This is a genomic window from Kribbella sp. VKM Ac-2571 (genome assembly GCF_004362255.1).
Lineage (GTDB): Bacteria > Actinomycetota > Actinomycetes > Propionibacteriales > Kribbellaceae > Kribbella > Kribbella pratensis.
Genome location: NZ_SNWS01000011.1, coordinates 216,331 through 242,261, shown reverse-complemented (window position 1 = coordinate 242,261; position 25,931 = coordinate 216,331). Strand labels below are relative to the sequence as shown.

The following is a 25,931-nucleotide window of genomic DNA, read 5'->3' as shown; positions in this document are numbered from 1 at the left end:
GTTTAGGGTCGTGCAGGTGATAGCGCTTGGTGTCGATATCGGTACGACGAACCTGAAGGTGTGCCGAGTTCCCGACGGCTCGGTGCGGTCGGTCCGTACGCCGGACGACGCGGAAGCCTTGCAGCACGCCGTACGGCGGTTGGTCGCGGAGCTGTCGGAGGGACAGCGCGTCGATGCTATCGGTATCACCGCGATGGCCGAGACCGGCGTACCGCTCGATCGAGAGTTCCGGCCGCTGACGAAGCTGATCACCTGGCGTGATCAGCCCGGTGTGGAGCAGGCGCGGCAGTTCGATCCGGCGGAACTGTACGCACGGACCGGTCTCCGGCTGAGCGCGAAGCTCCCCGTGGTGACCTGGCGGTGGCTACGAGAGACACAGCCTGCTCTGCTCGCACGGACTCGTCTCTGGGTCGGTGTGCCCGATCTGGCGCTGGCTGCGCTGACTGGTTCCTACGCGATGCATCTGACTCATGCGCAACGTCTCGGCGTACTGGATCTGCGGCGTCGCCAGTGGGACGCGGACCTGCTCGAGTACGGCGGTCTGGACCGCTTGCCTGCTGTGGTCGAGCCTATGACCGTCGCCGGCACCACCCCCTCCGGTGTGCCGGTCGTCCTGTGTGGGCATGACCATCTGGTCGGTGCGTGGGCGGCAGGGGTACGAGAGCCGGGTCAGGTCGCGGACTCGCTCGGTACGGCGGAGGCGATCATCACACCGAGCTCCGGACTGGTGTTGAGCGACGTACTGCGGCAGCAGGGCATCAGCATGAGCTGGTACGTCGACGGGCAGCACGGCTGTGCTGTGTCCGGGAACGGCGCCGCGGGCGGTCTGGTGCAGCAGCGTCTCGCCTCGCTCGACCGCGACTACACCTGGCTGAACGCAGTACTCGAACCCGTAGGCGTGCCTAGCGATCAGTTGATCGCTCCTTATCCCCAAGGCCGTCAGGCGCCGGCGCCGTCCGATGAGTCGACGTACGACGTGACGCGGCCGGCGAGCGATCCGGCCGAGGAGATGCGGGCGCTCGTGGACGCGTTGAGCTTCCATGCGCGATGGATGGCGGAGGAGCAGACGCGGCTGCTCGGGATCGACTGGCAGCACACGGTTGCGTTCGGCGGTCCGGTGCGGCTGGGCGGGTGGATGACGCGGAAGGCGCTGGCGTCCGGTGGGCGGTCGTTCGCCGTACTGGAGAGCTCGGCCACCGCTGCGCAGGGTGCTGCGTCGATGGCCGCCGAGGTGGTGAGCGGTGTGCCGGCGGAACCCTTGCAGGCAAGGCGGATCGAGGTTCGTCCACAGGATGCTGAGACGTGGGATGGCGCATTCTGGCATCGATTCCATAAGGTGGTCTCATGAGCCTCGACGCACTGGCGTACCCCGACGGCACCTTCGCGATGGTCGCCATGGACCAACGCGAGAGCCTGCGCACGATGCTGGCCGACCACGGCCGACCCGACGCGCCCGAAGACCTGCGCGCCTTCAAAGCAGCCGTCGCCGAGCACCTCGCCCCACTGGCGTCCGGTTTCCTGATCGACAAGGGGTACGACGCTCCTTCTCGGCCCGGATGGATCCTCGCGGCCGACGCACTGACCCAGGAGCGCGGCGGACCGGTCACCGACACCCACCTGGACGAGACCGTCGACCCGCAGGCCGCCCGCGCGGCCGGAGCGGTCGCCCTCAAACTCCTGGTGATCTGGAAGCGCGACAACCAACAGGATCGGCGACGAGAGATGGCCGAGGAGTTCGTACGCCGCTGCGTTGCCGCCGGCCTCCTCTCCGTCCTGGAGCCCGTCGTGCAACCCGCGGACGATGAGCCAGATTTCGATCTGGACAAGGCGATCCTGGACGCCGCCGAGGCCCTGGGCCCCGTCCGCCCCGACCTCTACAAGGCCCAGGTCCCGAGCCGCGGCATCGGCGACGCCGCCGGAATCATCGCCACCTGCCGGCAACTCAGCGAGACGCTGCCCGTCCCGTGGGTGGTTCTGTCCAACGGCGTAGCCCGTGACGACTTCCCCCGAGCAGTAGAACTCGCCTGCCGAGGCGGCGCCTCCGGCACCCTCGCCGGCCGAGCCCTCTGGACCCCCGCCCTCGAAACCGACGACCCGTCAACTGTCCTGGCAACCACGTGCCGCGCGCGCCTGTCGCTGATCGCCGATATCGTCCACCAACACGCCCGCCCATGGCAGAAGGTGAGCAGCTGACAGCCGGCGGAGCTGGGCAACGCGCACGGAGGGGAGAGCAATGCCGGCGACAAATCGGCTCATCGATTTCAGCACGCCGTACGTGGAGGGCAGCGGAGTACAGGCGCTGCGAGCGAGTTCGCTGCACCTCGTACGGCAACTCCTGGAGTTGAGGGACGTCCAGCGGCGTCATCAGCGGGAGCTGCTGTCGATCGCCTTGTGGAAGTGGACCGAGGCGCCGGGCGCGAAGCCGTACCCGAAGTACAACATCCGCTACGTGACGCGCGGTGTGCTCGCCGCGGACGATGCCAAGATCAATCACGAACACGTCTGGCCGCGCAAGTGGATCATCGACAAGCTGCTGTCGCGGCGTGATTGGCCGAGCGATGAGCTGACGGACTTTCTCGATACTCATGGCGTCGCGTGTGTGGTCACGATCGAGGAACACGCGAGTCTCGGCGGCAAGCAACGGATGGGCTGGCAGCGGTACGTCGACGCGGGGATCGACGTATGGGACCGGCAACTCGGCCGATGGGCGGAGTTCCGCGGCGCGCCATCGGAGCCAGCAGATGACGTGGACGCTGACGAAGCGCCGGTGGTCGTCGGGGTGGATCTCGAGCAGGTCATCCGCGAACGGGCGGGAGACAAGCAGGACCTGTTGATCGAGCTCGCGCGATCTGCCGAGCGGGAGATGGCCGTGCCGGTTCTCGGTAGTACACGTGATTCTGCTCAGCCGGTCGGTGCCTACTTCCGCATTCATGACGCGCAGATCGAGGAGCCGACGCCAGCGGTCGCGTACGTCCATTGGAGCGGCAAGGTCTCGTTCCGGTTGACGCACAACGACCTCCCGGCTGGCGGCCTCGCGGGCGCAACCCCGGCAACACATCAGAAGTACGGCGTCGCCTGCCACGTCTCTGACAACGCTACTCTGCGAACAGCACAACACCTCCTGTACCTCGCCCTCGCCAAGCTACGGGACGACCTCTGATGACCGCCGCCCACACGATCCAGGTCGGCAAGGTGACCATCGGCTTGCAGACAGCTCGGGATTGGGTCCGCGAGTACACCGACGCCGCGCGAAACGAGACGGCAGCAGATCCGTACGCCTACCCGGCCTACGACCAGTACGAGCAAGACACCAACAACCCGCGGCGACTGACCGACGCGGACCTGCTTGCTCCTGTCCTTCTGAATGTGAGCGTCTCCATCCGGACGTTCTACGCGTTGGGACGGATTCGTGACGAGCTTGAGGCAGGGCTAGCGACGATCGATCCTCGCCGGCCGTTGGCGGAACTCAATGACTCCGAGATCGCAGAGTCGATGCAGGCGCTGTACGGCGTCTTGGATACGGACCCGAGGCCGCATGGTGTCCGGGCCACGGTGTTGTCGAAGGTGCTGCATCGTAAGGCGCCGCAGACTTTGGTGCTGCATGACACGTGGGTGCGCAAATGCTACGTCGGGGCGGGCGGACCCGTTCGTGAGGCAAAGGTCCGTACCTGGGTGAAGTACATGACCGAGCTGACCGTCGCTATCCGGGACGACATCCAGAATCAGCGTTCGTCTCTCCAGCAGTTGGAGGCGGAGGTGCCTGCGGCACTCAGTCACGTGCGGTTGCTGGACATTCTGGCGTGGAAATCCAAGGGACGGTGCGCGGACTGATTACCAGGTGAGGGTGGTTAGCTCGGGGTGGGTCAGGGCGTCTTCTGTGGCTAGGAGGAGGACGCCGATGCACCAGGAGTGGGAGAGGGTCAGGAGGGCTCCGGGTGGGCCGAAGCATTCGGTTTGGTAGTAGCGTTCGGTGACCATCCCGCGGCGGGCGTTGAAATCGCCGTCGTGGCGGGCGATGAACTGGCGGGCGAATCTGAGGTGTTCGGCGGCGGAAGTGGCGTAGCTGTCGTCGCCGGTGAGGGCTGAGAGCGTGGCCAGTTCGGCGGTGCAGATCAGACCGTAGTTGTGCAGGTGCTGGTTGGACGGGCTCGCCTGGTCCGCGCCCCGGCTGCGGAAGCCGTACGCCCCGAGGATCGTCTCGGGATCGAACCGCACGTCGTAGCTGTAGCGGAACGTCAGCATCCAGTCCGCGCCGTGCCGGGCCAGAGCAAGCCATTCGGAGGACGGATCGATCCGGTGCAGGCCGACGTACGCGAACAACGCGGCGTATCCGTCCTCGGAGGTCGGTGCGAGGTCCACGTCCTCCGGGGCTCCGCACAATGTCTCGTCGCGGACGAAGGAGGCGTAGTACCGCCCGCCGCGGCGCGCTGCCTCGCGAAAGCGTTCGTCGCCGAAGAGTTCGTACGCCTCTGCCATCGCTCCGACCCACGTTAGGCCGGCCGCTCCGAGCCGCGACAGGACTTCACCGGTCTCCAGGTGGTACATGCTCCCGAAGTTGCCCTCGGCATCTTGTGCGGCCAGCGCGAACTCCAGGTTGCTGAGCGCCGCCGTACGCCACACCGGGTGCTCGACCGGCTCAGCGGCGATCGCCCGCAGTGTGAAGAGCGTCGCCTCGGCCAGCGTTCGCGCGTGCAGCCCACCGGGCACCGGCGTCCACGACTGCTTCCAGCCCTTCTCGGCGTACCACGTGCCGAAGAACGTCCCGGCCGGTGTCAGGTTCGCCGTGATGTGGTCGATCACCGCCGTACCGGCCTCGACGTACGACGGGTTGCCGGCACGTCGGCCGTGGCGCAGCAGGGCGTGCGCGTACGGGATCCCGCTCACCCACGCCACGTGCATCGCGAGCCGGTCGCCGCGATCGCCCAGGTCACCCGCGAGCTCACGGTCGAACAGAGCGGTCTCGATCAGTACGGCGGGATTCTCCCGGTAGTGCCAGCGCCAGAGGCCGTACGCCGTCAGCTCTGCAGCGTCGGCGATGTCGACCCAGGGCGTGACCGGCGGATGGGCCGCGCGCTCACGATCACGCAGTACCTGGAGCACTGGCGCATAGCTGTGCCGGTCCGCCGGCAATGTCCACAAGCTGGCCTGAATCTCGTGGCATTCGCCCTGCTCCCAGCGATGGCAGTCCGCGAGCGGTTCGACGCCCCGTGGTTCGCCGACGTAGCTGAACGGCTCCTCGCGATACGGGAGCGAGGCCCAGATGGTCGCGGGCCGGTCCGGTCCAGCGCCCAGGCCGAGTCCGCTGAGACCGAGCGACGTGGTGGCGCCGACGGACAGGGCCACACCGCCCTCCTCGCCCCAGGCGAACACGACTGGTGTCGCGGCGCGATCCGCCCGGAACGCCCAGCGGTCCGCAATCAGGTTCTCCGCATCCAGCTCACCGGGCGCATAGCGCGGGTAGAGCCGGGCACAGGCAGGATCCCGGTTGGCGCCGTAGAACAAGCCGGGGATCAGCCAATACGGCGCGTCCGGCGCGGCGACCTCGAGACGCACACGGGCATCGGCCGGGGCAGCTCCGTCGTACTGCACCCGCAGCTGTACGGCGCGCTCGTCGGCACCGACCGGTGTGACCTCAAGCTCGACGCGCCAGTCAGGCGAATCGATCGGTGAGCCGTCGACTGTTTCGAGCACTACGTTCAGGTGCACCGGATCAGCCTCTCTCTGGGATGTAGTCCGAGCCCGTCGATCGCGATCACCCGTTCGCCGCCGGCGCCGTGCCAGCGGAGGTCGATCGTGCGTTCCTCCCCGGGCAACAGGACGAAACCGCTGTCCGACACCCGCAGCCATCCGCCGGCGTCGCCCTGCACCGGACGCGCATCGCGGACGCGCACGAACGGCGCCACCGGACCCGACAGGTGCCGCACACGCAACTGGTCACGGCGCAGTTCGGCGTCCACTTCGATCCGATGATCGAGCAGGTCCGCAAAGTCGGTGCCAGTCAGCACATACCGCCGTTCCGCCCGGACGTCACCGGCGATCAGCTCCAGGTCCACGACGAACGGTTCAGCGGGTGTGACGGCACGCAGTTCACCCGCGAAAGCATCCGCCGCGACGTCTTTGCACGTCAGGGTTGTGAGCTCCGTACCGCCGAAGGTGAGGAGACGGGCAGTGACGGTAGCCGGTGGGAGCGGATCCTCAGACAGGAACCACAAGGGCAGCCGAAGCTCGGCATGGCCGGCCCAGGATTGGCGCGTGCAGACGACGCCGACCAGGACAGGACGATAAGCGGCGGCCACCCCGAAGTACGCGGGCTTCGGCTCGCCGGCGTGGGTGACGGCTGAGGTGCACCAGGCGTTGGGATAGGGCTCGTTGAACTGCCACGGGAGAGTGCCGACGCAGCGCGGCCAGCGGCGGCGGTGGGCTTCCGTGGCGTACTGGAGCCCGTCGCGTTGCAGGAACTGACTCGCCAGGCCGAGCGTGTCCAGGTCCCGGATGCGGTGACCGAACGACTCCTGGACCAGGTCCTCGTTGTTCCACCAGCGCCCCAGATGGTCCCAGACGGGCCGTCCCCGGGTCGGCAGCCGTCGATCCGGCTCGGGCACTACCTGGGCGATCGATCGCGGCATCGTCATCCCCTCGACTCCGAACTCGCTCAGCAGTTGTGCCGTCCCCGCGTCGTACAAGGCGTAGTGGTCGCGCAGTCCTTGGTGTTCCCAGGGCCCGTGGACATCGTGCTGGTCGCCCGGCGCCTGCCGGATCAGGTCGAGCCGGTTGAGGAACGCGGGACCGGTTGGCGAGGTCGCCAACCACAGTCCCTCCGGATCGAGTCGTCGTACGACATCTCCCAACGCGTCCAGGACCGGCGCATCGGAGAGCGGTTGGCCTTCGCCGGCCTGCAGTTCGTTGCCGCCGCCCCACATCGCGAGTGACGGGTGGTGCCGCAGGCGCGGCACGATCGCTTCCGCCTGCGAGCGCATCATCGCGACGAAGTCCTCGTCGTCGGCGGGCGTCGACGAGATCCCGGAGCTCGACTGGGAGAACTCCTGCCACACGAGCAGGCCTCTCCGGTCGCATTCGGCGTAGAAATCCGGCGTCTCGATCAACCCGCCACCCCAGACCCGCAGCAGGTTCACCCCGGCGTCAACGGCGAGATCCAGCAGATGCCTGAGCCGGTCAGGTCGCGGTACGCCGTAGCTGAGATCGAGTGGCACCCAGTTCCAGCCCTTGGCGAAGATCCGCCGCCCGTTCACCTCGATCCCGTACGGCGCCGCGTCCGCGGAGGCGCCCTCGGCCTGGAAGAACCGCAACGTTCGGAACCCGATCTCGTACTCCCGCCGGTCGCTCACCACGCCATCGGCATACGCGGTCGCGGTCAGGTGGTAGAGGTACGGCGTACCGCTCCCGTTCGGCCACCAAGGTCGAGGATCCCGCACCTCGAGCACCCGGTTGCCACTCGCGACCACGACACCGTCGGCATCCGTCAGCGTCAACTCCACATGATCGTTGCCTGAGGCCCCGACCAGGACACGGTCCGTGGTCACGGTGAGATCCGTGATGCGGGCGGCTCCGATCAGCTCGACGTACACCGACCGCCAGATGCCTTGGTGGACGAGCCGCGGGCAGAAGTCCCAGCCGTACGTCATCCGGGACTTGTGCACCCGGACCTTGGCCGTGTGACCCACCTGCGGCTCGCTCATCGGCGCCGGCTCCACGACGACGACCAGCGTGTGCTCCGCCGACGTCCGCATCAACTCGGTGACGTCGAATCGGGTGGCGACGAACATCCCGTCCACCCGGCCCAGCTCTATGCCGTCGAGGTACACGACGGCGCTGTGGTCGACGCCGTCCAGACACAGGAACGCCTGCTGTCCCGGTGGCGGCGGGTCCAACCGGAACTCGTGCCGGTAGGCCCAATGCCGGTCGGACACCCACTCGATCGCCCGCGTGTTCAGACCGACATACGGATCGGGTACGGCGTTCGCACGCCACAGATCGTCGACGACGCTGCCCGGTACCGTCGCCGGCAACCACGCGTCGGGTTCACGCAACGGGCCCCAGACACGGTGATGCCGCCACTCGTCGCCGAGGAAGCCCCGGACCCTCCAGGGCTCCCTGTCGAGAGGTGCGCGCATCTCACTCGGTCGTCAGCGGCGGCGGTGCGGCAGGGTCCCACTCGAGCAGGTCGACCTCGGTGGGGCTGACGTCGCCGTCGGCAGGGATGTGCAGCGTCTTGACCTCGTGCGGCGTGAAAGCGGTGTCGAAAGTACGGCCGAGGAAGGGCAGGTCGATCGTCACCTCCGCGTCTCGTCCCGCGGTCTCGTACGCGCGGAGGATGGTGGCCCCGCCGTGGTCCTCGGCGCGTTTGAGGACCGAGACGACGACGTTGTCGGCGCCGGTCACGGTCACATACGACTGCGAGGGCGGCAGCGGGCCGGGGTGGAAGCACTCGATCAGTGCGGTGACCGGCTGGTTGAGCTCGGCCGCACGACGGACCACGGCCGCCGCGCGCCAGTCGCCGCCGTGCGGCAGCAGGCGGTAGGTGAACCGCTGGATGTCCTGATCGAGGTACTCGTACACACCGTCCTCGTCCAGCTGCCACGGGTCGTGCCAGGCATAGACAGGCGAGCGCACCGCCGTCATCGCCAGCACGGAACGCCCGGCTGTCGTGCCGTCGACGGCGAACGAGTACTTCCCGTCGTTGAGCACCGCGACGCCGCCGCTCGGACCGGAGACGTCGACCCAGGCGTGCGACGGCACCTCCTCGCGATTCTGCTCGCGTTCCAGGTGCCCGTAGGGGATCTCGTGCGTCGCCACCGAGTCTTGCAACGCGAACGGGAAGCACAGTTTCAGAGACTTCAGCTGTTCGCGCCAGTCCACCGTGACCCGTACCTCGACGGCATCCGACCCCGCGTCCAGCACGAACTCCTCGACCAGCTGCGACCGGCCGTACGTCGATTCCACCCTGATCAGCTGCCGCACCGGGCCGTCCGCGAGCCGCCGTACCCGCTGCACCTTGAAGGAGTCGACGGTCTTCCACAGCGACCGTACTCCGTGGCTCCAGGTGTCCGTGTCGTCGTCGATCACCTGGGCATGCGCGACGCCGGACGCCAGCAAGTTCGGCCCGCCTGCTGTCGCGAGCGACTTCAGCCAGCCGGTCTTCGGATCGACCTCCGCGTGGACTGTGCCGTTGTCGAGCACCAGTCCGTCGCCGGTGGGCGCACCGAGGTGGTACGACGGCTCGTCGGCGGTCCGCATCGTGAACAGCTGATAACCCAGCGGCGGGACGTTCGCCGTGAAGGCGACCCGCCGGCGGCCGCCCGCGGTCGCGGCCGATCGGACCTCCTGGAGGTCGAGGATCCGGCCGTCGAGGCCCTCGCGGAGCTCGATCGCCCCGCGCATCGGGGCGGGATAGCCGAGCTCGAGCTCGACCGTCGCGGTCACCGGCCAGGCGTGCGGGTTGAACACCGCCACCGGCACCATCATCGCCTCCGCCGGGATGTCGATCTGCCGCGCGATCGACTGGATGGAGCGGTTCGCCAGCCGGGCCGCGATCGACTTCGCCTCACCGAGTTGGTCGCGCGCGTCGTCGTACGCCGGCTCGATCGCGGTGCCGGCCGCGATGTCGTGGAACTGGTTGAAGATCACCTGCTTCCAGGCGTGCCCGAGCTCCGCGGTCGCGTCCGGCATCCCGCTGACCGTCGACGCGATCGTGGTCCACTTCTCGGCCGCGAGCAGCGCCTGCTCGGCCAACCGGTTCTGGCGCTTCACGCCGGAGTGCGCGGCGTAGCAGCCGATCGCGTGCGGCTGCAGCTCGGTCGGATGCACCGGGATCCCGTCGAACGTCCGCGCCTCGTCGAAGAACCGGCGCATCGTCGACGGGAACATCTCCGGGTACAGGTCCCGCTCGGCGAGCTGCTTGATCGATTCGATGTTCTCGATCGTCGGACCGCCGCCGTGGTTGCCGACGCCGTAGAACACCATCAGCGGTTCGGTTGTCACCGGCAACTGCTGCAGCGCCTTCGTGACGTGCCCGGTGATCTCGCCGCGGGGCGAGCAGTACTCGTGGGGGATCCGGTACGCCAGCACGCGCGAACCATCCGCGGCCTCCCACCAGAACTTCTGGCCGGGCAGCTCGCGCTCGTGCGTCTGCGGCCGGAGGAACGCGTACGAGTCCAGCCGCGCCTTGCTGAGCAACTGCGGAAGGTTCGCGTTGTGACCGAACGGGTCGACGTTGCAGCCGACGGTCGCGATCACGCCGAGGTGCTCGGCGAGCCAGTGCTGCGAGTACAGCGCGTGCCGGACGAACGCCTCCCCGCCGGGCAGGTTGCAGTCGGGCTCCACCCACCAGCCGCCGACGATCTCGAAGCGGCCCTCCGCGACCCGCTTGCGGATCCGCTCGAAGAGCTCCGGGTCGTGCTCGGCGATCCAGCTGAAGTACGCGACCGAGTCCGCGGTGAAGACGTAGTCCGGATACTCCTCCATCCGGTCGAGCGCCGACCGGAACGTCGCCCGCACCTCCTGATATCCCTCCTGCCACTGCCAGAGCCACACCGCGTCGATGTGCGCGTTACCGATCATGTGCAGGGGACCACGCTTGGTCATAGAGCCTTCCTGTTGTCGGGGGTGTCAAAGGCCCAGCGGTCGACGAGTTCGCTGACCAGGTGCAGGGCGAGGACGTGCATCTCCTGGATCCGGGCCGTCTCCTCCGCCGGTACGACGACTGCCAGGTCGGCCGAGTCCGCGAGCTCCTGGCCGCGGACCGAGGTGAACGCCACCGTGCACGCACCGTTCGCTCGGGCGGCCGCGAGTCCCTTGACGACCGTAGGCGAAGTGCCCGAGGTGCTGAACCCGACCACCATGTCCTGCGGCCGGACCAGCGCGGTGACCTGCCGGGCGAACACGTCCTGGTACGAGTAGTCGTTGGCGATGCAACTGACGACCGCGGCGTCACCGATCAAGGCGACCGCGGGCAGCGGACGGCGTTCGCGCAGGTAGCGACCGATCAGCTCGCCGGCCAGGTGCTGGGCATCAGCCGCGGACCCGCCGTTGCCGAAGGTGTAGAGCACTCCGCCGGCAGCCAGCCGCCGGATCAGCTCGTCCGCGACGGCTTGCACCTGTGGTAGTTGGGCCCGCATCGCCGCGGCCACTTCCGAGTGTCGATCGAGCTGCCCGTCGAGCAGCCCCTCGAGTCTGGTCGTCACGCGTCCCCCAATCGCTCGTACGCGATCGCCGCAGCGCCGAGCACACCGACCGCGTCACCGTGCCGACTGAGTACGACGTCGCACGCCCGCGCCGCCGGCGGCATCGCCTGCCGCAGCGCGGCGTTCCGCACTGGATCGAGCAGCTGCGCACCGGCCCGGGTCACGCCGCCGCCGAGTACGACGAGCTCCGGTTCGCAGACGTTGACGAGGACGGCGACCATCCTTCCCAGCATCGCGGTCGTCTCGTCCCAGACGGCCCGCGCGATCGGATCGCCCGCGCGGGCGTGCGCCGCGACATCCTTAGCGGTGATGGTCAGCCCGGCGAGTGTCGAGTCCGAACCGGCGACTGCTTCGGTAGCTCTGCGGGCGATCGACGTACCGGAGACGTAGGCCTCGGCGCAGCCGCGGGCGCCGCAACCGCATTGCCTGCCCTGCCAGTCGATGACCACGTGACCCAGCTCGCCGCCCTGCCGGGCGGCGCCGTGGAACAGCTTGCCAGAAGCAACGATACCGCCGCCGAAGCCGGTCGACACGGTCAGGTAGACCAGGCTCTCCACCCCCCAGCCGCCCCAGCGGTACTCGCCGAGTGCGGCAGCGGTGGCGTCGTTCTCGACGTACGTCGGTAGTTCGAAGCGGTCGGCGACCAATTGGCCGAGTGGCACCGAGTCCCAGCCCGGCAAACCTGGCGGCCCGAGGATCACCCCGGTCGACGGGTCGAGCGGGCCCCCGCAGCCGACTCCGACCGCGGCAACGGGCGTGGAGCCGACGGGTAGTCCTGCCTCGGCCAGCGCTTGCTCGCCGAGGTCGAGCAGGCGCTTGACGACCGCGGTGGGACCCTCGTCCACCGCGGTCTCGATCCGGCAGAACGACCGCACGGTGCCGTCGCGGGCGACGACGCCGGCGGCGAGTTTGGTGCCGCCGACGTCGAGGGCGAGGACGGGCTGCAGCTGGGTCACACTCAGCCTTTCTGCGCGGTCGTCGCCACGCCGTCGAGGATGTAGCGCTGCCCGAAGGCGAACAGGATGATCATCGGAACCACGGCGATCACGCTGGCGGCCACCGCGATCTCCCACTCGTAGTGACCCGAGAGGGCGAAGGCGTCGATGATCTGCTTCAGGCCGCGCGGCATCGTGAAGTACTCCGTGGTCTGCAGGTAGATCAGGGGTTTCATCAGGTCGGACCAGCTCGCCTTGAACTCGAAGACGAACACGATCACCAGGGCCGGCTTGCACAGCGGGAACGCGATCCGCCGGAACATCGCGAAGTAGCTGCAGCCGTCGACCCGGGCGGCCTCGAAGAGCTCGCGGGGAATACCGAGGAAGAACTGCCGGAGCAGGAAGACGTAGAACGCCGAGCCGAACAGATTCTGCGCCCAGAGCGGGATCTGGGTGTCGATCATGCCCAGCTTGTTCCAGATCAGATAGACCGGGATCATCGTCACCGCGCCGGGCAGCATCATCGTCGACAACAGGATGCCGAACAGGATGTTCCGCCCGCGGAACCGGAAGTACGCGAAGCCGAAGGCGACCAGGGCGCTCGACAGCGTCACCGCCGCGGCCGCCATGAACCCGACGGTCAACGAGTTCGTCAGCCAGCGCAGCACCGGCGCGGCGTCCCAGACCCGCACGTAGTTCGACGGCTGGAAGATCTCGGGGATCAGCCGGTTGTCGAACACCTGCGACCGCGGCTTCAGCGACGCGGACACCAGCCACACCAGCGGATACACGAACGCGATCGTCGCCAGCGTCAGGAACAGGAAGAACGGCAGCCGCCGCCAAGGGACGGTCATCAGCGCTCCCCGTGGTAGTACACGTAGCGGTTGCCGATCCGGACCTGGACGAACGTGATCAGCAGGATGATCACGAACAGCAGCCAGGCCATCGCCGAGGCGAAGCCCATCTTGAAGAACTGGAAGGCGTTCTGGAACAGGTAGACCATGTACACCAGCGACTCGTCGGAGGCCGTCGCCTTCTGCTGCGGCCCGTAGAACATCGTGTAGGCCTGGTCGAACATCTGCATGGCCGCGATCGTGTGCGTGATCACCGTGAAGAACAACGCCCCGGAGATCATCGGCACGGTGATCTTGAAGAACCGCGTCACCGGACCGGCGCCGTCCAGCTCGGCTGCTTCGTACAGCTGCTTGGGTACGCCGTTCAGGGCGGCCAGGTAGATGATGACGGTGCCGCCGACGGTCCACAGGCTGACGACCGCCAGCGAGGGCTTCAGCCAGTTCGGATCGGCTGTCCAGTTCGGCCCGTTGATACCGAACCAGCCGAGGACCTTGTTGATCAGGCCCTGCTGCCCGTTCAGCAGCAGCAGGAACATCGCCGCCGCCGCGACCGCGGGCGTCATCTCCGGCAGGTAGAAGGCGGTCCGGAAGAAGCCGCCGGCCTTGCCCACGCGCTGCAGCATCATCGCCAGTGCGAGCGCGAAGATCGTGCCGAGCGGCACGAACATCGCGGCGTAGACGAAGGTGTTGCTGAGCGACTTGAGCACCCGCGGGTCGTCGAACAGCTCGCGGTAGTTGTCCAGGCCGACCGCGTGCGGCGTCTGGATCATCTGGTAGTCGGTAAACGACAGCACCAGGCTCGCGATCATCGGACCCGCGGTGAAGATGAGGAACCCGATCACCCACGGGGAGATGAACAGCCAGCCGGCCCGGTCCTCCCGCTTCGCCAGCGGACTCCGCTTCGGCCGCCGGCGACGCGCGGGCTCGGTCTGCCCGCGGGCCGCCGGACGCTCGACGGTGGTCGTCATGTCAGCCCTGGCTGGCCTTGTCGAAGGCGGCCTTGGCATCGGTCTGCGCCTGGTCGAGGGCAGCCTGCGGGGTGACCGAGCCGCCCAGGGCCTTGGCGACCGCGCTCTTCCAGGCGGCGTCGATCTCGGCGCCGGCCGGCGACGGGTTCAGCGACTTCGCCTTGTCGAGCACGTCGTAGTAGTTCTTGATCGCGGCGTCGAACCCGGCGTCACCGCTGGGCTTCAGGTACTGCGCCTTGATCTCGTCGTCGGCCACCTTGTTGCCGGTGAACAGGCCGGTGAAGAAGCTCTTGTCCTTGGCAACGGTCTGCATCCGGGCCTCGGCCGCCTTGTGCCAGGTCTCCTTCGAGGTGAGCGTCTTCGCCCACTGGCAGGCCGCGTTCGGGTTCTTCGCGCCCTTCGGGATCACCCAGGCGGAGCCGCCGATCGTGCTGATCGGCTGTCCTTGCCGGTCGGTGAACGGCGTCGACTGCAGCTTCAGCCCGTTCGCCCGGGAGTCCCGCAGGACGTTCACGTACCAGTTCTCGATCGGGAACGCGGCCAGCTGGTCCTTGGTGAACTGGTTCTTCGCGCCGAACAGGTCGAAGGTGTCGCGGAAGGTCTTGAAGTTCGACCAGCCGCCCTGGTCGTTGATCAGCTTGATCGTGAACTGCAGCGCCTCGACCGCCTTCGGGTCGTTGAGGTTCGGCTCGCCGCCGGCTTTCACCAGCTCCGCGCCGTTCGCCATCGCCCAGAGCGGGAAGAAGTCCGGCATCTTCGGGTCGTACCCGATCCGGGACGGGCGGCCGTTCTTCGCCGTGTAGAGCTTCTTCGTGGTCGCCTCGAGCTTGTCCCAGTCGGCGGTCTGGATGTCGCTGACCGGCACACCCGCGGACTTCAGCGCGGTCTCGCTGATCAGGTTCGTCGACACCGTGTAGAACTCCGGGATGCCGTACGTCTTGTCCTTCAGCTTGACCTCGTTCAGCGCGGCCTCGCGATACTGTGTGGTATCGATTCCAGTGTTCTTGATGCAATCGTCGAGCGGCTGGATCGCGCCCTTCGCGGCATAGGTGCCGACCAGGTTGCGGGCCATGTAGACGACGTCCGGCGGGTTGCCGCTGGACACCGCGGTGAGGAACTGCTGGGCGTCGAAGTCGCCCTTGTTGTTCTGCACGGTGACGCCCGGGAAGGCGGTCTTGAAGGCGGTGATCCGGGACTGCGCGACCTCGTCCTCACCGCTGAAACCCATCACCTTCAGGGATCCGGTCGGAGTCGAGGCTGCCGAACTCTGGTCGCCGCTGCCGCCGCCGGCGTCCTTCTTCCCGACGCCGGCGCAGGCGGTGAGGGCCAGCGCGCCGGCCGCGAGCACCACGGGAAGGCGCAGGTGCTTCATGAGGTTGCTCCTTAACGTCGACAGGGGACGAGCGGCGGAATGTGGCATCGATGCCACATTTCCGGAATGCAGGAACCGTACGGGTGCGTCCGAGTAGTCGTCAAGACGTCAGCGACGACCTTGTGGAGAACTCAGCGCGGGGCGGGTCCGGTGGAGCCGCGGACGATCAGGCGGGCCGGTACCTTGACCTGCCGGCGTTTCGGGGTGAGCTCGCCGCGGATCCGGGCGAGCAGCAGGCGCGCGCAGCTACGGCCCATCTCGACCGTGCTCTGGTCGACCGTGGTCAGCGCCGGCTGGACCAGCGACATCCACGGCACGTCGTCGTACGCCGCGAGACTGATCTGCCGCGGGATCTTCAGCCGCCGGTCCTTCAGCTCGGCCAGCGCGCCCTGCGCGAGCACGTTGTTCGCGGAGATGATCGCGGTGACGTCGCGGTCGTTCAGCAGCTTGCGCGTCGTCAGCCGGGCGGCGTCCGCGTCGAAGCTCGTGTAGGCGATCAGGTCCTCGTCCACGGTGAGATCGTTGTCCGCATGGGCGGCCCGGAACCCGGCGAGGCGGCCGGCGCCGGTCGACCACTTCGTCTCGTCGATGAGCAGGCCGATCCGGGTGTGGCCGAGCGCGATCAGATGCTCGGTCAGCTCCCGTGCACCGGTCTCGTTGTCGCCCAGCACGACGTCACTCTTCGACCGGCTCAGCTCGCGGTCCGCGCAGACGACGTGCACCCCGTTGTCCTGCAGCACCTGCGGGCACTTCGCGGTCACCGGTGTCACGATCACACCCGGCACCCGCATCGCCAGCAGTGTCTCGGCCGCCTGCAGCTCTTCCGCCGGATCGCCGTTGTCGTTGACGAGCACCATCTGGTACCCCGCTGAACGCAGCTCCTGCTCGATCCCGGCGGCGAGGTCGGCGTAGAACGGGTTGCGCAGGTCGGAGATGAGTACGCCGATCGACGTCGACGTCCGGCTGCGCAGGTTGCGGGCGTTGTGGTCGGTCACGTACCCGATCCGCTCGGCCGCCGCCCGCACCCGGGCCCGTACGGCGGGTGATGCGTACCCGCGCGTGTGCAGTGCACGGGACACGGTCGACGGCGAGACACCGGCCTCCCGTGCGACGTCCTGCACCGTGGGACGGCGTACCGGCGGCTGCGCCGGTTGTGGCACCGCCCGTGCCGCCTGCCCCCGGGGACTCATGGCCCGCAGTCTAGATGCTCAGTCCGGCTCTGTACCGGTTCCACGTGTCCTTGACGGCGTCGAAGTCCTCGGTGCGGAAGTCGTAGCGATCCGTGTCGGTGCCGTCCACGTAGTACAGCGCGGGCACCCCGAGGGAGTCCTGAATCCGCAGGTAGTCGCGCCACTCCGCGTGACTGGGCATCATCCAGCCGTCCGTGTCCACACCCAGCTCTGGCACCACAGAACGCACCACACCGGCCCGGTAGCTCATGTGACGAGCGACATAGCCCGGCTCGGCGGAGTGATCGTGCAGTACGTCGTTCAGCCGGATCATGTCGGTGACGTCGAGGAAAGCCGGGTTGGGGGTGTGTGTGACGACCAGAGCGTCCGGCTTGACCTGCTTCGCGGTGTCGTAGACCAGCCGGAGCTGTTCGTGCAGCAGGGCAGCTCCCCACCGGTTGCCGCTGTGCCGCAGTGACGAGCCGGACGGCGTCCGCGCGGTGAAGTCGATCTTGAACCCGTCCGCGTCCAGCCCGTCGGCCGAGAGCATGTACGTTACCGCATCCTGGATCAGCTCGACACAGGCCGGTGACTCCGCGTCCAGCCCGACCGGCTCGCCTCCGGCGTCAGTGATGCACGCATCCGGTGGAGCGCCCTCGTAGTCCCACGCCTTCCACCACAGCAGCACCCGCTGGCCGGCCGCGTGCCGCTTCGCGATCCATCCGGCCAGGTCGGTCCAGCGCGCCGGATCGGGTCGGCAGGTCGCGTACGACGCCTGCCACTTGTCGTCGATGACCACTGTCTCCGGCACGATGCCATGGCCGGCGAGGGTCTCCAGAAACGTGTCGTAGTTCGCCTGAGTGGCCAGCGGCTGTGGTGCCTGGTCGGTCCGTACGCCGAGAGCGCACTGCGCGCCCCAGCCGCAGAAGATCGTCCCCGACCACCACTCGGGCCGCTCTGCCGCCCGCGAAGGCACAGCACCCGCAGCGTCGAGCAGCTCGCGATGCCGAACCAGCACGTCCTCAGCCGACTCACCGCCGAGGTGTACGACCAGGAGCGGCGTCGTAAAGGTGCCGTCGACGGCGGTGTGACCCTCGTAGTCCAGCTGGAGGCTGAATCCACCAGTCACCGGACGGTAGTGGTAGCTGGTGAAGTTCTGTTCGACGACAGGCGCGACCAGGCTGAACCCGATCCACTCCGAAGAGGCGGCCGCAGCGAAGCACCAAGGCGCCGGAGTGAACAGCCACCTCTCGATCCCCGGTTCACCACCTTCGCCGCAGACGCTGATCGTGGCCGGCTCGACCGCGTCCCGGACAACCCGCGTCGGATGGTCCGGATTGGGCGAGTACACCTGCCGCAGCCGGGACCCACTGGGCAGGAACCCACGTGGAGTACGGCGTCCGCCCAGCAGATGCACGTCCGTGAGACGGCCCTGCCCGGTCACTGTCGTCTGGACCTCGATGCGGTCCGGCAGGAACCGCGTCGTCGTGACCCGGCTCTCCCAAACGGAACTGCGAGCCGTCACTCTCACCACACCGGATTCCGACGTGTCCACCTCGAGCGAGGAGCTCTCGTCGAAGCCCTCCGCGGTGTCGAGCGAGGCGAACAACCGCAGGTTGAACAGGACCTGTTCGTCCCGGCTGACGGTCGCGTACGCCTTCCCGGCATTCACGTCCACGCTGTAGTCCACAAGGTTCCTTTCACGAAAGGCGTACGTCGACCAGGGCCTCAGCCAGCTGCCCCAGGTACATCCCGTCCCGCGTGACCGCAGCCGCGATCCGCTCCCGCCGTACGGCTTCGGCCACCCGCGGGATCACCACGAACTCATCCGTACCGACCCGTCGGCACTCCCATCCACCGGGCACGACCAGGTCCGCGGGCACGCTGACTCGCACCGTGAACGGCTGCCCGTTGACCGCGTCCACCCGGTACGGCGTGATGCGCACAGCACGTGTGAACACCGGATCGTCCGCCGGCAGCAGCGCCCGGTGAACCCGCGCAACCTCGGCACCGAGCCGCGCCAGCTCATCCAGGTACGCCGGAGTGACCGGGCGCGGGTCCCAGTGACCGGAGATCATCAACTCCGGCTGCAGCCGCCGGTAGAGCGCGGCCGACGCCACGTAGTCCTCGGCCGCGAACGCGTTCGCGTACTGGAAGTTGGGTATCTCGGGAGTCCCGTCCGATGACCAGCTGCCAGTTTGCTGGTCACCTGTTGCCAGCACTCGCCGTCCGTCGACCTCGAAGCCAATGGCCGACGCGTAGAGCGTGTGGCCCGGCAGCGCGTACATCGACAGCTCATACTCGCGCCACCGGATCCCGGCGCCGTTCTCGATGTGCTGGGCGCACGGAATCGGCTCGTACCAGAGGCACGGCAGGTCGTAGTGCGTCGGGTTCTCCAGGACGTGGGCCACCGGGCTGGACGCCCACACCTCGGTCCCGTGCACCTCTCGCATCAGGTTGAAGGCGGCAACGTGGTCGTCGTGGTAGTGCGTCGGGATCGCGACTTCGACACGCTCGATGCCGTAGTCCCGCCGCAGTGCTCGCAGACTCGGCAGCCAAGGCCGGACCACGTGCCGCGGTCCGCCTGTCGGGATGTTGGTGGTCAGGTCGTACCCGTAGTCGATCAACAGCGCCGTACCGGAGTCGCTCAGCAGCACGTAGCTGCGGGACTCGCTGGTCCGATTCATCAACAGGTGCGGGCTGAGCTCGACATACGGGTCCTCGAGCTTGTCGAGCAGACCGCTCGGTGTGCCGAGCCGCACGGTGACGAGGTCCTGTAGCGCGGCACAGGTCTCCCGCACAGCGTCAGCCGGGTTGTCCATCCGCGACCCATGGCTGGGCAGCAGTGCTCGGGGTGAGTGATCCAGGAGTTGCGTGAGGGAGGCCATGGTCATTGCGGCGCCCTCCATGCCGACGTACGACCACTGCAGCGCTGCAGCCGACCACACCTTGCCGGGACTGTGGATGAGGTCACCGGTGAACGCGTAGCCGTCGATCAGGTAGCTCACACTGCCCGGCGTATGGCCGGGCGTCGGCAATGTCAGCACCGACGCATGGCCGATCTGTGTCGTGCTGTAGTCCTTCATCACGCCTGTCACCGGTACCGACGAGAGCAACGAGAACCGGTCCGTGTGCAGGTCGTAATTGTTCACGAGATTTCGTCGCTGCCAGTGGTGATCCGCGTCCGCGATCAGCTCGGCCTCGTGCTCCGGCACCCAGATCCGCGTCCCGGCGGCCGCCAGCAGCGGCAGGCCCTCGACCTGGTCCCGGTGGTGATGCGTGACCAGTACGTCGGTCACGGTGTCCACGCCGTACGACGGCAGTCGGTCGAGCCAGCGCCCGCTGCCGGCGTCGACCGCCACAGCTGTCCGCGACGACGGGTCGACGAGCAGATACACCACGCAGGTGTCCTCGATGGCGTGCACGATCACACCAGCACCCTAAGCGCAGACCTGGAATCGATTCCACCCCGGCGAGCCGGTCAGCTGTCGGCGAGCGCCTCGGCGGCCGTGCTGTAGATGCGGAACTGACCGCCGAGACCGGTGACGCTGAGCGGCCTGTCGACCGGCCGCCCGACGCCGACCAGCGCCAGGGTGATGTTGTGCTCGCCGGCGAGGTTGCGTGCCTCGACCAGATTGCCGAGGCCGGCCGAGCTGCAGAACGTGACGGCGGACACGTCGATCAGCACCAGCCGGGCCGGCGGCGCGACCGCGGCGCGGATCGCCTCGGCGGCGAAATCGGTGCTGGCGATGTCGATCTCACCGGACAGCCGGACCAGAAGTACGCCGGGCTCGAGCTCTTCGGTGACCGCATCGAAAGTGGTCCTGATCATCTCGCCGTCCCGCGGCTCTGGATGCCTGGTCACGCGGGTATCTCCCCCGGGTAGCGCCACGAACGCGGGTCCTGGCGGAAATGGAACTGCCCTGCCCTCACACCGTATGCCCCAACGCGCGAGCCGTACAACGGGTGCGCCGACGATCGACCCCGGAGCGTGACCTCGCGGCTGTAAGCGCTGTCAGAGTAAAACAAACGACGGACCTAATGGGGTGATAGACAAGGCAGTATGGGCGTTCTGGACGGTAAGACAGCGCTGGTCACCGGTGGCTCGCGGGGGATCGGTGCGGCGATCGTACGGCGGTTGGCCGCGGACGGTGCCGTGGTGACCTTCACCTATGCGAGCAGCGAAGCGGCCGCGGCCGAGGTGGTCGCGGAGGTGAAGGCAGCCGGCGGCGAGGCGATCGCCGTACCGGCGGACCAGGCGGACCTGTCCGCGATCGACGGGCTGTTCGATCGCGCGGCCGAGCCGACCGGGACGCTGGACATCTTCGTCTGCAACGCGGCGCAGGCGATGGTGAAGCCGATCGCCGATGTCACCGTCGAGGACTACGACCAGCTGTTCGCGACGAACGTGAAGGGTCCGTACTTCGCGATCCAGCGCGCCGGCCGCGTCCTCCCCGACGGCGGCCGGATCATCGCGCTGTCCACCCTCAACACCGTGGTGCCGGGCCCCGGGATCTCTCTCTACGCAGCGAGCAAGGCAGCGCTCGAGCAGTTCGTGAAGGTCGCCGCCCGCGAGTACGGCCCGCGCGCGATCACCGTCAACACGGTGTCCCCGGGAGCGACCGACACCGACATGTTCCACGACCACAATCCACCCGCGGTGCAGGACGCTCTCGTCGGCATCACCGCGCTCGGTCGGATGGGTGAACCCGCCGAGGTCGCCGACGTGGTCGCATTCCTCGCCGGTCCGGACGCTCGGTGGATGACGGGGCAGAACCTCCGCGCGACCGGAGGGATGCTGGTCTGACTACGTCGGATCTGATCGCCGACATCGACGCGGCCGCGGATCCCGCGGTGGCGGAGGTGCTCGCGCGCTACTTCCAGCTTCAGCCCGGCGGCTACGGCCACGGCGACCAGATGGTCGGCGTGAAGCTCTCGACGATCCGCGGCATCCTCAAACCGTACCTGCGCGCCGACCTCCCGCTGCCCGAACTCGAGAAGGCCCTGACCAGCCCGGTGCACGAGCACCGGCTCGCAATCCTTTGCCTGCTGGCCGATCGCGCGTCCCGCAGTCTCAAGCCGCGTACGGTGAACCCGCGCGAGCTCACCGCGATCTACGAGCTGTACATGCGCAGTACGGCGTACATCAACAACTGGGATCTGGTCGACTGCAGTGCTCCCCAGGTTGTCGGCGGTTATCTGCTCGACAAGCCGCGCGATCCTCTCTATACCCTGATCCGCTCCGACCAGCTCTGGGAACGCCGGATCGCGCTGATCGCCACGCAGTACCTGATCGGCCAGGGGCAGACCGCGGACACCTACAAGCTGGCCGCCGAGGTCCTCGACGATCGGGAGGACCTTGTCCACAAGGCCTCCGGCTGGATGTTGCGGGAGGCGGGCAAGCGGGTCTCCGAGGACGAACTGCGCGCCTTCCTGGACCGGTACGCGACCCGGATGCCCCGCACCATGCTCCGCTACGCCATCGAACGCCTGGACCCGGACAGTCGCGCGCGCTACCTCAAAAGATAAGTCGACAAATCAGCTCGGCGTACGGCTGTCGGCGTACGGCGGGGCCTCGAGCGCGCAGTGCGTGTGGTGGTGCACGAGGTGATGCTTGTGCGGTACGGCGCGATCGCCGAGGGTCACCCACGCGATCACGCCACCGGCTGCCGCGAGGACGGCGGAGATCCACAGCGCGTGGCCGAATCCGTTGTGAAAGGCAACGGGATCGCGGTATGCGTCGCCGGTGATGCCGGCCGCCATCGGGATCGCCGCGACCGCCATCAGCTGCGCCGACCGGGCGACCGCGTTGTTCACCCCGGACGCGATCCCCGCGTGGTGGTCCTCGACCGACGACAGCACGGTCGCGGTCAGCGGCGCCACTGTCGCGACGAGACCGAGCCCGAGCAGAACGACGGCGGGCAGTACGGCGGTGTAGTAGCTGGTGCCGGTGTCGATCCGCAGCATCAACAGGAATCCACCGGCCATCAGCGCCGGCCCGACGGTCATCGGGATGCGCGGGCCGATCCGGTCCGCGAGGCCACCGGCGTACCCGGACAGGCCGAGCATGAGCAACGTCATCGGGAGCAAGGATGCGCCCGCCCAGAGGGCGGAGTAGTGCAGGGCGGTCTGCAGGTAGACCACGACGAGGAAGGTCGCCGTACCGAGGGCGCCGTACACGACGACGGTGACCAGGTTCGCGCCGGTGAAGCGGCGGTTGGCGAAGATGTTCAACGGCAGCATCGGGTACGAGCCGCGCCGTTCCACCTCGATGAACGCCACGAAGGCGACGACCCCGATCGCCAGGCTGGTCAGCACCGTCGGATCGCCGAAACCGTGGTCGCCGGCGCTGATCAGGCCGTACGTGATGCCGGCCAGGCCGACGGTCGCGAGGATCGCGCCGTTGATGTCGAGCTTGCCGGCGGCCTCCTCGTCGCGGGTCTCCGGAACGTGCCGGAGCGTGACCAGAACAGTCGCCAGAGCGAGCGGCACGTTGAGCAGGAAGATCAGCTGCCACGATCCGCTGTCGACCAGGCTGCCGCCGACGAACGGGCCGACGGCCGCGGCGACCGAGGTGAGGCCGGACCAGGTGCCGACCGCCTTGCCGCGATCGGAGTGCTGGAACGTCGTCTGCAGGATGGCCAGGCTGCCCGGGGTCAGCAGCGCGCCGCCGATGCCTTGCAGGACGCGGCCCGCGATCATCACCTCGAGGTTCGGAGCGATCGCGCACACGACGGAGGCCGCGGCGAACCAGATCACCCCGACGACGAACGTCCGCCGCCGTCCGAGCCGGTCGCCGAGCGAACCGCTGAGCAGCACCAGCGACGCCAGCATCAGCATGTAGCCGTTCACGATCCACTGCAGGCCGGCCATGTCGGCGTTGAGGTCCTCGCCCATCGCCGGCAGCGCGACGTTGACCACGGTCCCGTCCAGGAACGCCATGCCCGACCCCAAGGCGGTGGCAGCCAGCACCCACCGGCCGCGCGCCGTCCCCAGCGCGATGCGCTCATCACTCATGGGGTCAGCGTGGCAGATCGAGCTGCAGTACGACGAGGGCCCTGCCGGCCGGGATGCCGGGCCGGACCGTGAGGTGGGGCGGATCGCCGACAGCGCACCGGGGTTCGTCCAGCAACGGGCAGACCGCGTTCAGCAGCCCGCTGGTGACGGTGATATCGGTCGGCAGGGTGCTGTCGGCGCTCGCGGTGAGAGGACGAATGGCCGCGCCGGCCCGGGCGGTCCGCGACGGGGTGGCGCGCACCGTCGAGCCCGACAGCCGATAGGTCAGCAGGAGTTCGGTGGCGCGGAAGGACAGCGGAACGTCGTCCGCGTCGGTGATCGTGGTCGTCGCGAGCGGCACGGACTTGTCGTCGGCGACCAGTTTCAGGTCGGTCACCAGCGGTTTCGTCGGGGTCATCATTCCGGGAAGGTCCGCACCGGATCCCGGCAGCTGCAGCGGCACAATGTCAGTGGCCGCGGGCAATCTCACGTTCTCGGTGACGTCGAACGAACCGTCCGGCCGCGGTACGGCGGTCAGCTTGATCCCCGGCTTGGCCTGCTCGGCACTCGGTGCGACCGTCGTCCGAACGGTCGGCGTGACCGGCGCGGACGGAAGCGCGGCGCCGATTCCCGGGCTCGGGGCGGTCGGAGCAACGGATCCGTCCGAGCAGGCGACGGCCGCGCTGTACCCCAGCACCATCGCGACCGCCGCCAGGCACCCGGTCCGCCCGCGTCCTGACACCAAGCCATCGCCCCCCAAAACGGACCTGGCCACAAAGCCGAAAAGGTTGGCCCTGGCGATCAGGTCGACCTGCGCATACGATACGCCCCAATTGGAGGGTACGGACGTTTGTTTCACAATTTCCGGTGAACTCCGAGGGGGAGGAAAAATGCGCAGACGGAGCGTGTCCGGGCAATTCCGGCCAGTGCGCAAAAATGTTACGAGAATTCATGGTCCGGTAATTCGAAGGGTAGTTCCGCTGCTGCTCGCGGTGTTGATCGCGGGTGCACCGGCACTACTCGGTGCACCCGCCGACGCGGCCGCGGGCGCCAACCTGTATTTCGTCCAGGGCCTGCCCGGCCGCGTCCTGGACATCAGCGTCGACGGGCGTCAGGTTGCCAAGGGGGTGGCCGGCGGGAAGCTCGTCGGACCGTTCGGGGTCGCTTCGGGTAAGCGCATGATCACCGCCGAGCAGGACGGGAAAGTGGTGATCCAGCGGTCGATTTCGGCGGGCTCCGGCGCGAGTCTGGACGTCGTTGTTCATCAGCCGGTGTCGCCGACCGGGGCGCCGCTGATCACGACGTACGCGAACAAGTTGACCGCGGTGCCGAAGGACAAAGCCGGATTACGGGTGGCGCACGATGCGGCCGTCGGTCCGGCTGACATCCGGGTGAACGGAAAGGTGCTTTTCCAGAACGTCGCGAACGGTGAATCCCTGGACGTGGTCGTTCCGGCGGGCACCTACAAGGTCGACATCGTGCCGACCGGTGCGACGTCGCCGGTCGTGCTCGGACCGCTGGATCTGCCGGTGCAAGCGGGGTACCTGACCCGGGTGTTCGCGATCGGCGCTCCAAGTCAGAAGACCATGACCGTCGCGCTCGGCACGATCAAGGTTCCGGCCACTGGCTCGAGCAAGCCGTCCGAGGTGAACACCGGAACAGGCGGACAGGCCGCGGGGCTCGACCAGGCGCAGAGCCCCGCCGGCCAGTCCGGCCTCTGGATCGTGGTGTTCCTCGCCGCGCTCGGGGTGGCGGTCGTCACGGGCCGGAAGGTGGTCCGTCGCTGAACCGGCGGCTCGCAGGTGCGGCGCTGTGCTGTATCGCCTTGGCCGGCTGCTCGGCCGAGGGGGACGGTGCGGCGCCTGCACCCACGACCACAGTGAGTTTCAAGCACGGCGGTACGCCGTCAGCAGTTGAGCCGACTGCGCCGGCCTCCGCACCACCGGGACGGGTCGGTACGCCGGCGCCGAGCCAGCGCATCCGTTTCGTCCCGGAACAGGTCGTGCTGCCCGGAGGAGCCAGCGCATCGGTGCTTCCGGCAACTACCATCTCCGATCGGCTTCAGGTGCCGTCCAAGGCGCAGCGGGTCGGCTGGTGGGACGGCGGCGCCCAGGCAGGTGATCCGTTCGGCTCGGTGGTGCTCGCCGGACACGTCGACACCAAGACCGAGGGACTCGGGTTCTTCGCCCGGTTGCTCGACGTACGGCGCGGTGAGGTCGTCGTACTGAACGGGGCCGGGCACACGGCGTCGTACCGGGTCGTCTCGGTCGTGTCGGTGCGGAAGGACGCGCTCGCGACGAAGAGCGGCGCGTTCGACCAGACCACCGACCACCGTCTCGTGCTGATCACCTGCACGGGTGCGTACGACGCGTCGCGTGGTGGTTACGAGGACAACCTGGTGGTGACCGCACTGCCCACAGGGCTCGCGCAGTAGGC

Annotated in this window: 22 protein-coding genes; 8 read left to right on the top strand and 14 right to left on the bottom strand. The window is 68.1% G+C overall.

The genetic code is table 11. From position 1 onward, the window contains the following. The first annotated feature begins 16 nt into the window (after window positions 1-16). Genes EV651_RS24670 through EV651_RS24655 form a run of 4 tightly spaced genes read left to right on the top strand, consistent with a single transcriptional unit; the run spans window position 17 to window position 3,831 of the window. Entirely contained in the window at window positions 17-1,348 is a 1,332-nt protein-coding gene (locus EV651_RS24670; protein ID WP_166658756.1) for an L-fuculokinase, read from the top strand. Further along, on the top strand, window positions 1,345-2,193 hold the full coding sequence (locus EV651_RS24665; RefSeq protein WP_133787609.1) for a hypothetical protein: 849 nt from the start codon (window positions 1,345-1,347) through the stop codon (window positions 2,191-2,193). Before EV651_RS24670 ends, EV651_RS24665 begins: the two co-directional genes overlap by 4 nt. A 40-nt stretch (window positions 2,194-2,233) precedes the next feature. Then, on the top strand, window positions 2,234-3,160 hold the full coding sequence (locus EV651_RS24660) for a hypothetical protein (protein WP_133787608.1): 927 nt from the start codon (window positions 2,234-2,236) through the stop codon (window positions 3,158-3,160). Continuing rightward, a complete protein-coding gene (locus EV651_RS24655) occupies window positions 3,160-3,831 on the top strand; it encodes a DUF6308 family protein (RefSeq protein ID WP_133787607.1) in 672 nt (223 codons plus the stop codon). Before EV651_RS24660 ends, EV651_RS24655 begins: the two co-directional genes overlap by 1 nt. On the opposite strand, the gene EV651_RS24650 is transcribed toward EV651_RS24655, so the two are convergent. The 12 genes from EV651_RS24650 to EV651_RS24595 all read right to left on the bottom strand — a co-directional run bounded on the left by EV651_RS24650 (window position 3,832) and on the right by EV651_RS24595 (window position 20,364). Then, window positions 3,832-5,706: a hypothetical protein gene (locus tag EV651_RS24650; protein ID WP_133787606.1), complete on the bottom strand. Its 1,875-nt coding sequence runs from the start codon at window positions 5,704-5,706 to the stop codon at window positions 3,832-3,834. Beyond that, the gene (locus EV651_RS24645) at window positions 5,697-8,132 is read right to left on the bottom strand and encodes a glycoside hydrolase family 2 protein (protein ID WP_133787605.1); all 2,436 of its coding nucleotides are present in this window, start codon (window positions 8,130-8,132) and stop codon (window positions 5,697-5,699) included. Before EV651_RS24645 ends, EV651_RS24650 begins: the two co-directional genes overlap by 10 nt. Window position 8,133: 1 nt before the next feature. Continuing rightward, a complete protein-coding gene (locus EV651_RS24640) occupies window positions 8,134-10,602 on the bottom strand; it encodes an alpha-mannosidase (RefSeq protein WP_133787604.1) in 2,469 nt (822 codons plus the stop codon). After that, window positions 10,599-11,201 (bottom strand): SIS domain-containing protein, encoded by a 603-nt coding sequence (locus EV651_RS24635; RefSeq protein WP_238157166.1) that lies wholly within the window; start codon window positions 11,199-11,201, stop codon window positions 10,599-10,601. Before EV651_RS24635 ends, EV651_RS24640 begins: the two co-directional genes overlap by 4 nt. Next, complete coding sequence (locus tag EV651_RS24630) at window positions 11,198-12,157, bottom strand: ROK family protein (protein ID WP_238157165.1); 960 nt, start codon at window positions 12,155-12,157, stop codon at window positions 11,198-11,200. Before EV651_RS24630 ends, EV651_RS24635 begins: the two co-directional genes overlap by 4 nt. Window positions 12,158-12,159: 2 nt before the next feature. Then, window positions 12,160-12,990 (bottom strand): carbohydrate ABC transporter permease, encoded by an 831-nt coding sequence (locus EV651_RS24625; RefSeq protein ID WP_133787603.1) that lies wholly within the window; start codon window positions 12,988-12,990, stop codon window positions 12,160-12,162. After that, a complete protein-coding gene (locus EV651_RS24620; protein ID WP_166658755.1) occupies window positions 12,990-13,958 on the bottom strand; it encodes a carbohydrate ABC transporter permease in 969 nt (322 codons plus the stop codon). Before EV651_RS24620 ends, EV651_RS24625 begins: the two co-directional genes overlap by 1 nt. Window position 13,959: 1 nt before the next feature. Then, window positions 13,960-15,330, bottom strand: a complete 1,371-nt coding sequence (locus tag EV651_RS24615; RefSeq protein WP_166658754.1) for an extracellular solute-binding protein — start codon at window positions 15,328-15,330, stop codon at window positions 13,960-13,962. A gap of 131 nt (window positions 15,331-15,461) precedes the next feature. Continuing rightward, window positions 15,462-16,520 carry a LacI family DNA-binding transcriptional regulator gene (locus tag EV651_RS24610; RefSeq protein ID WP_133787601.1) on the bottom strand — a complete coding sequence of 353 codons (1,059 nt, stop codon included), beginning with the start codon at window positions 16,518-16,520 and terminating at the stop codon, window positions 15,462-15,464. Between the two features lie 10 nt (window positions 16,521-16,530). Next, window positions 16,531-18,189: a hypothetical protein gene (locus EV651_RS24605; protein WP_133787600.1), complete on the bottom strand. Its 1,659-nt coding sequence runs from the start codon at window positions 18,187-18,189 to the stop codon at window positions 16,531-16,533. Between the two features lie 10 nt (window positions 18,190-18,199). Then, a complete protein-coding gene (locus EV651_RS24600; RefSeq protein ID WP_133787599.1) occupies window positions 18,200-19,930 on the bottom strand; it encodes an MBL fold metallo-hydrolase in 1,731 nt (576 codons plus the stop codon). 50 nt (window positions 19,931-19,980) lie between these two features. Beyond that, window positions 19,981-20,364: an STAS domain-containing protein gene (locus tag EV651_RS24595; protein ID WP_238157164.1), complete on the bottom strand. Its 384-nt coding sequence runs from the start codon at window positions 20,362-20,364 to the stop codon at window positions 19,981-19,983. 198 nt (window positions 20,365-20,562) lie between these two features. On the opposite strand from EV651_RS24595, the gene EV651_RS24590 reads away from it, so the two are divergent. Together EV651_RS24590 and EV651_RS24585 are read left to right on the top strand one after the other, a co-directional pair. Then, window positions 20,563-21,306 (top strand): SDR family oxidoreductase, encoded by a 744-nt coding sequence (locus tag EV651_RS24590; RefSeq protein ID WP_133787598.1) that lies wholly within the window; start codon window positions 20,563-20,565, stop codon window positions 21,304-21,306. Continuing rightward, window positions 21,258-22,028: a DNA alkylation repair protein gene (locus EV651_RS24585; protein ID WP_238157163.1), complete on the top strand. Its 771-nt coding sequence runs from the start codon at window positions 21,258-21,260 to the stop codon at window positions 22,026-22,028. Before EV651_RS24590 ends, EV651_RS24585 begins: the two co-directional genes overlap by 49 nt. Window positions 22,029-22,037: 9 nt before the next feature. On the opposite strand, the gene EV651_RS24580 is transcribed toward EV651_RS24585, so the two are convergent. Both EV651_RS24580 and EV651_RS24575 read right to left on the bottom strand, forming a co-directional pair. Next, window positions 22,038-23,516, bottom strand: coding sequence for an MFS transporter (locus EV651_RS24580; protein WP_133787597.1), 1,479 nt, complete (start codon window positions 23,514-23,516; stop codon window positions 22,038-22,040). A gap of 4 nt (window positions 23,517-23,520) precedes the next feature. Beyond that, entirely contained in the window at window positions 23,521-24,237 is a 717-nt protein-coding gene (locus EV651_RS24575; protein ID WP_238157162.1) for a hypothetical protein, read from the bottom strand. Between the two features lie 250 nt (window positions 24,238-24,487). On the opposite strand from EV651_RS24575, the gene EV651_RS24570 reads away from it, so the two are divergent. Both EV651_RS24570 and EV651_RS24565 read left to right on the top strand, forming a co-directional pair. Continuing rightward, window positions 24,488-25,282: a DUF4397 domain-containing protein gene (locus tag EV651_RS24570; RefSeq protein WP_238157161.1), complete on the top strand. Its 795-nt coding sequence runs from the start codon at window positions 24,488-24,490 to the stop codon at window positions 25,280-25,282. A 92-nt stretch (window positions 25,283-25,374) separates the two neighbouring features. Then, a complete protein-coding gene (locus tag EV651_RS24565) occupies window positions 25,375-25,929 on the top strand; it encodes a class F sortase (RefSeq protein ID WP_238157160.1) in 555 nt (184 codons plus the stop codon). The last annotated feature ends 2 nt before the right edge of the window (window positions 25,930-25,931 follow it).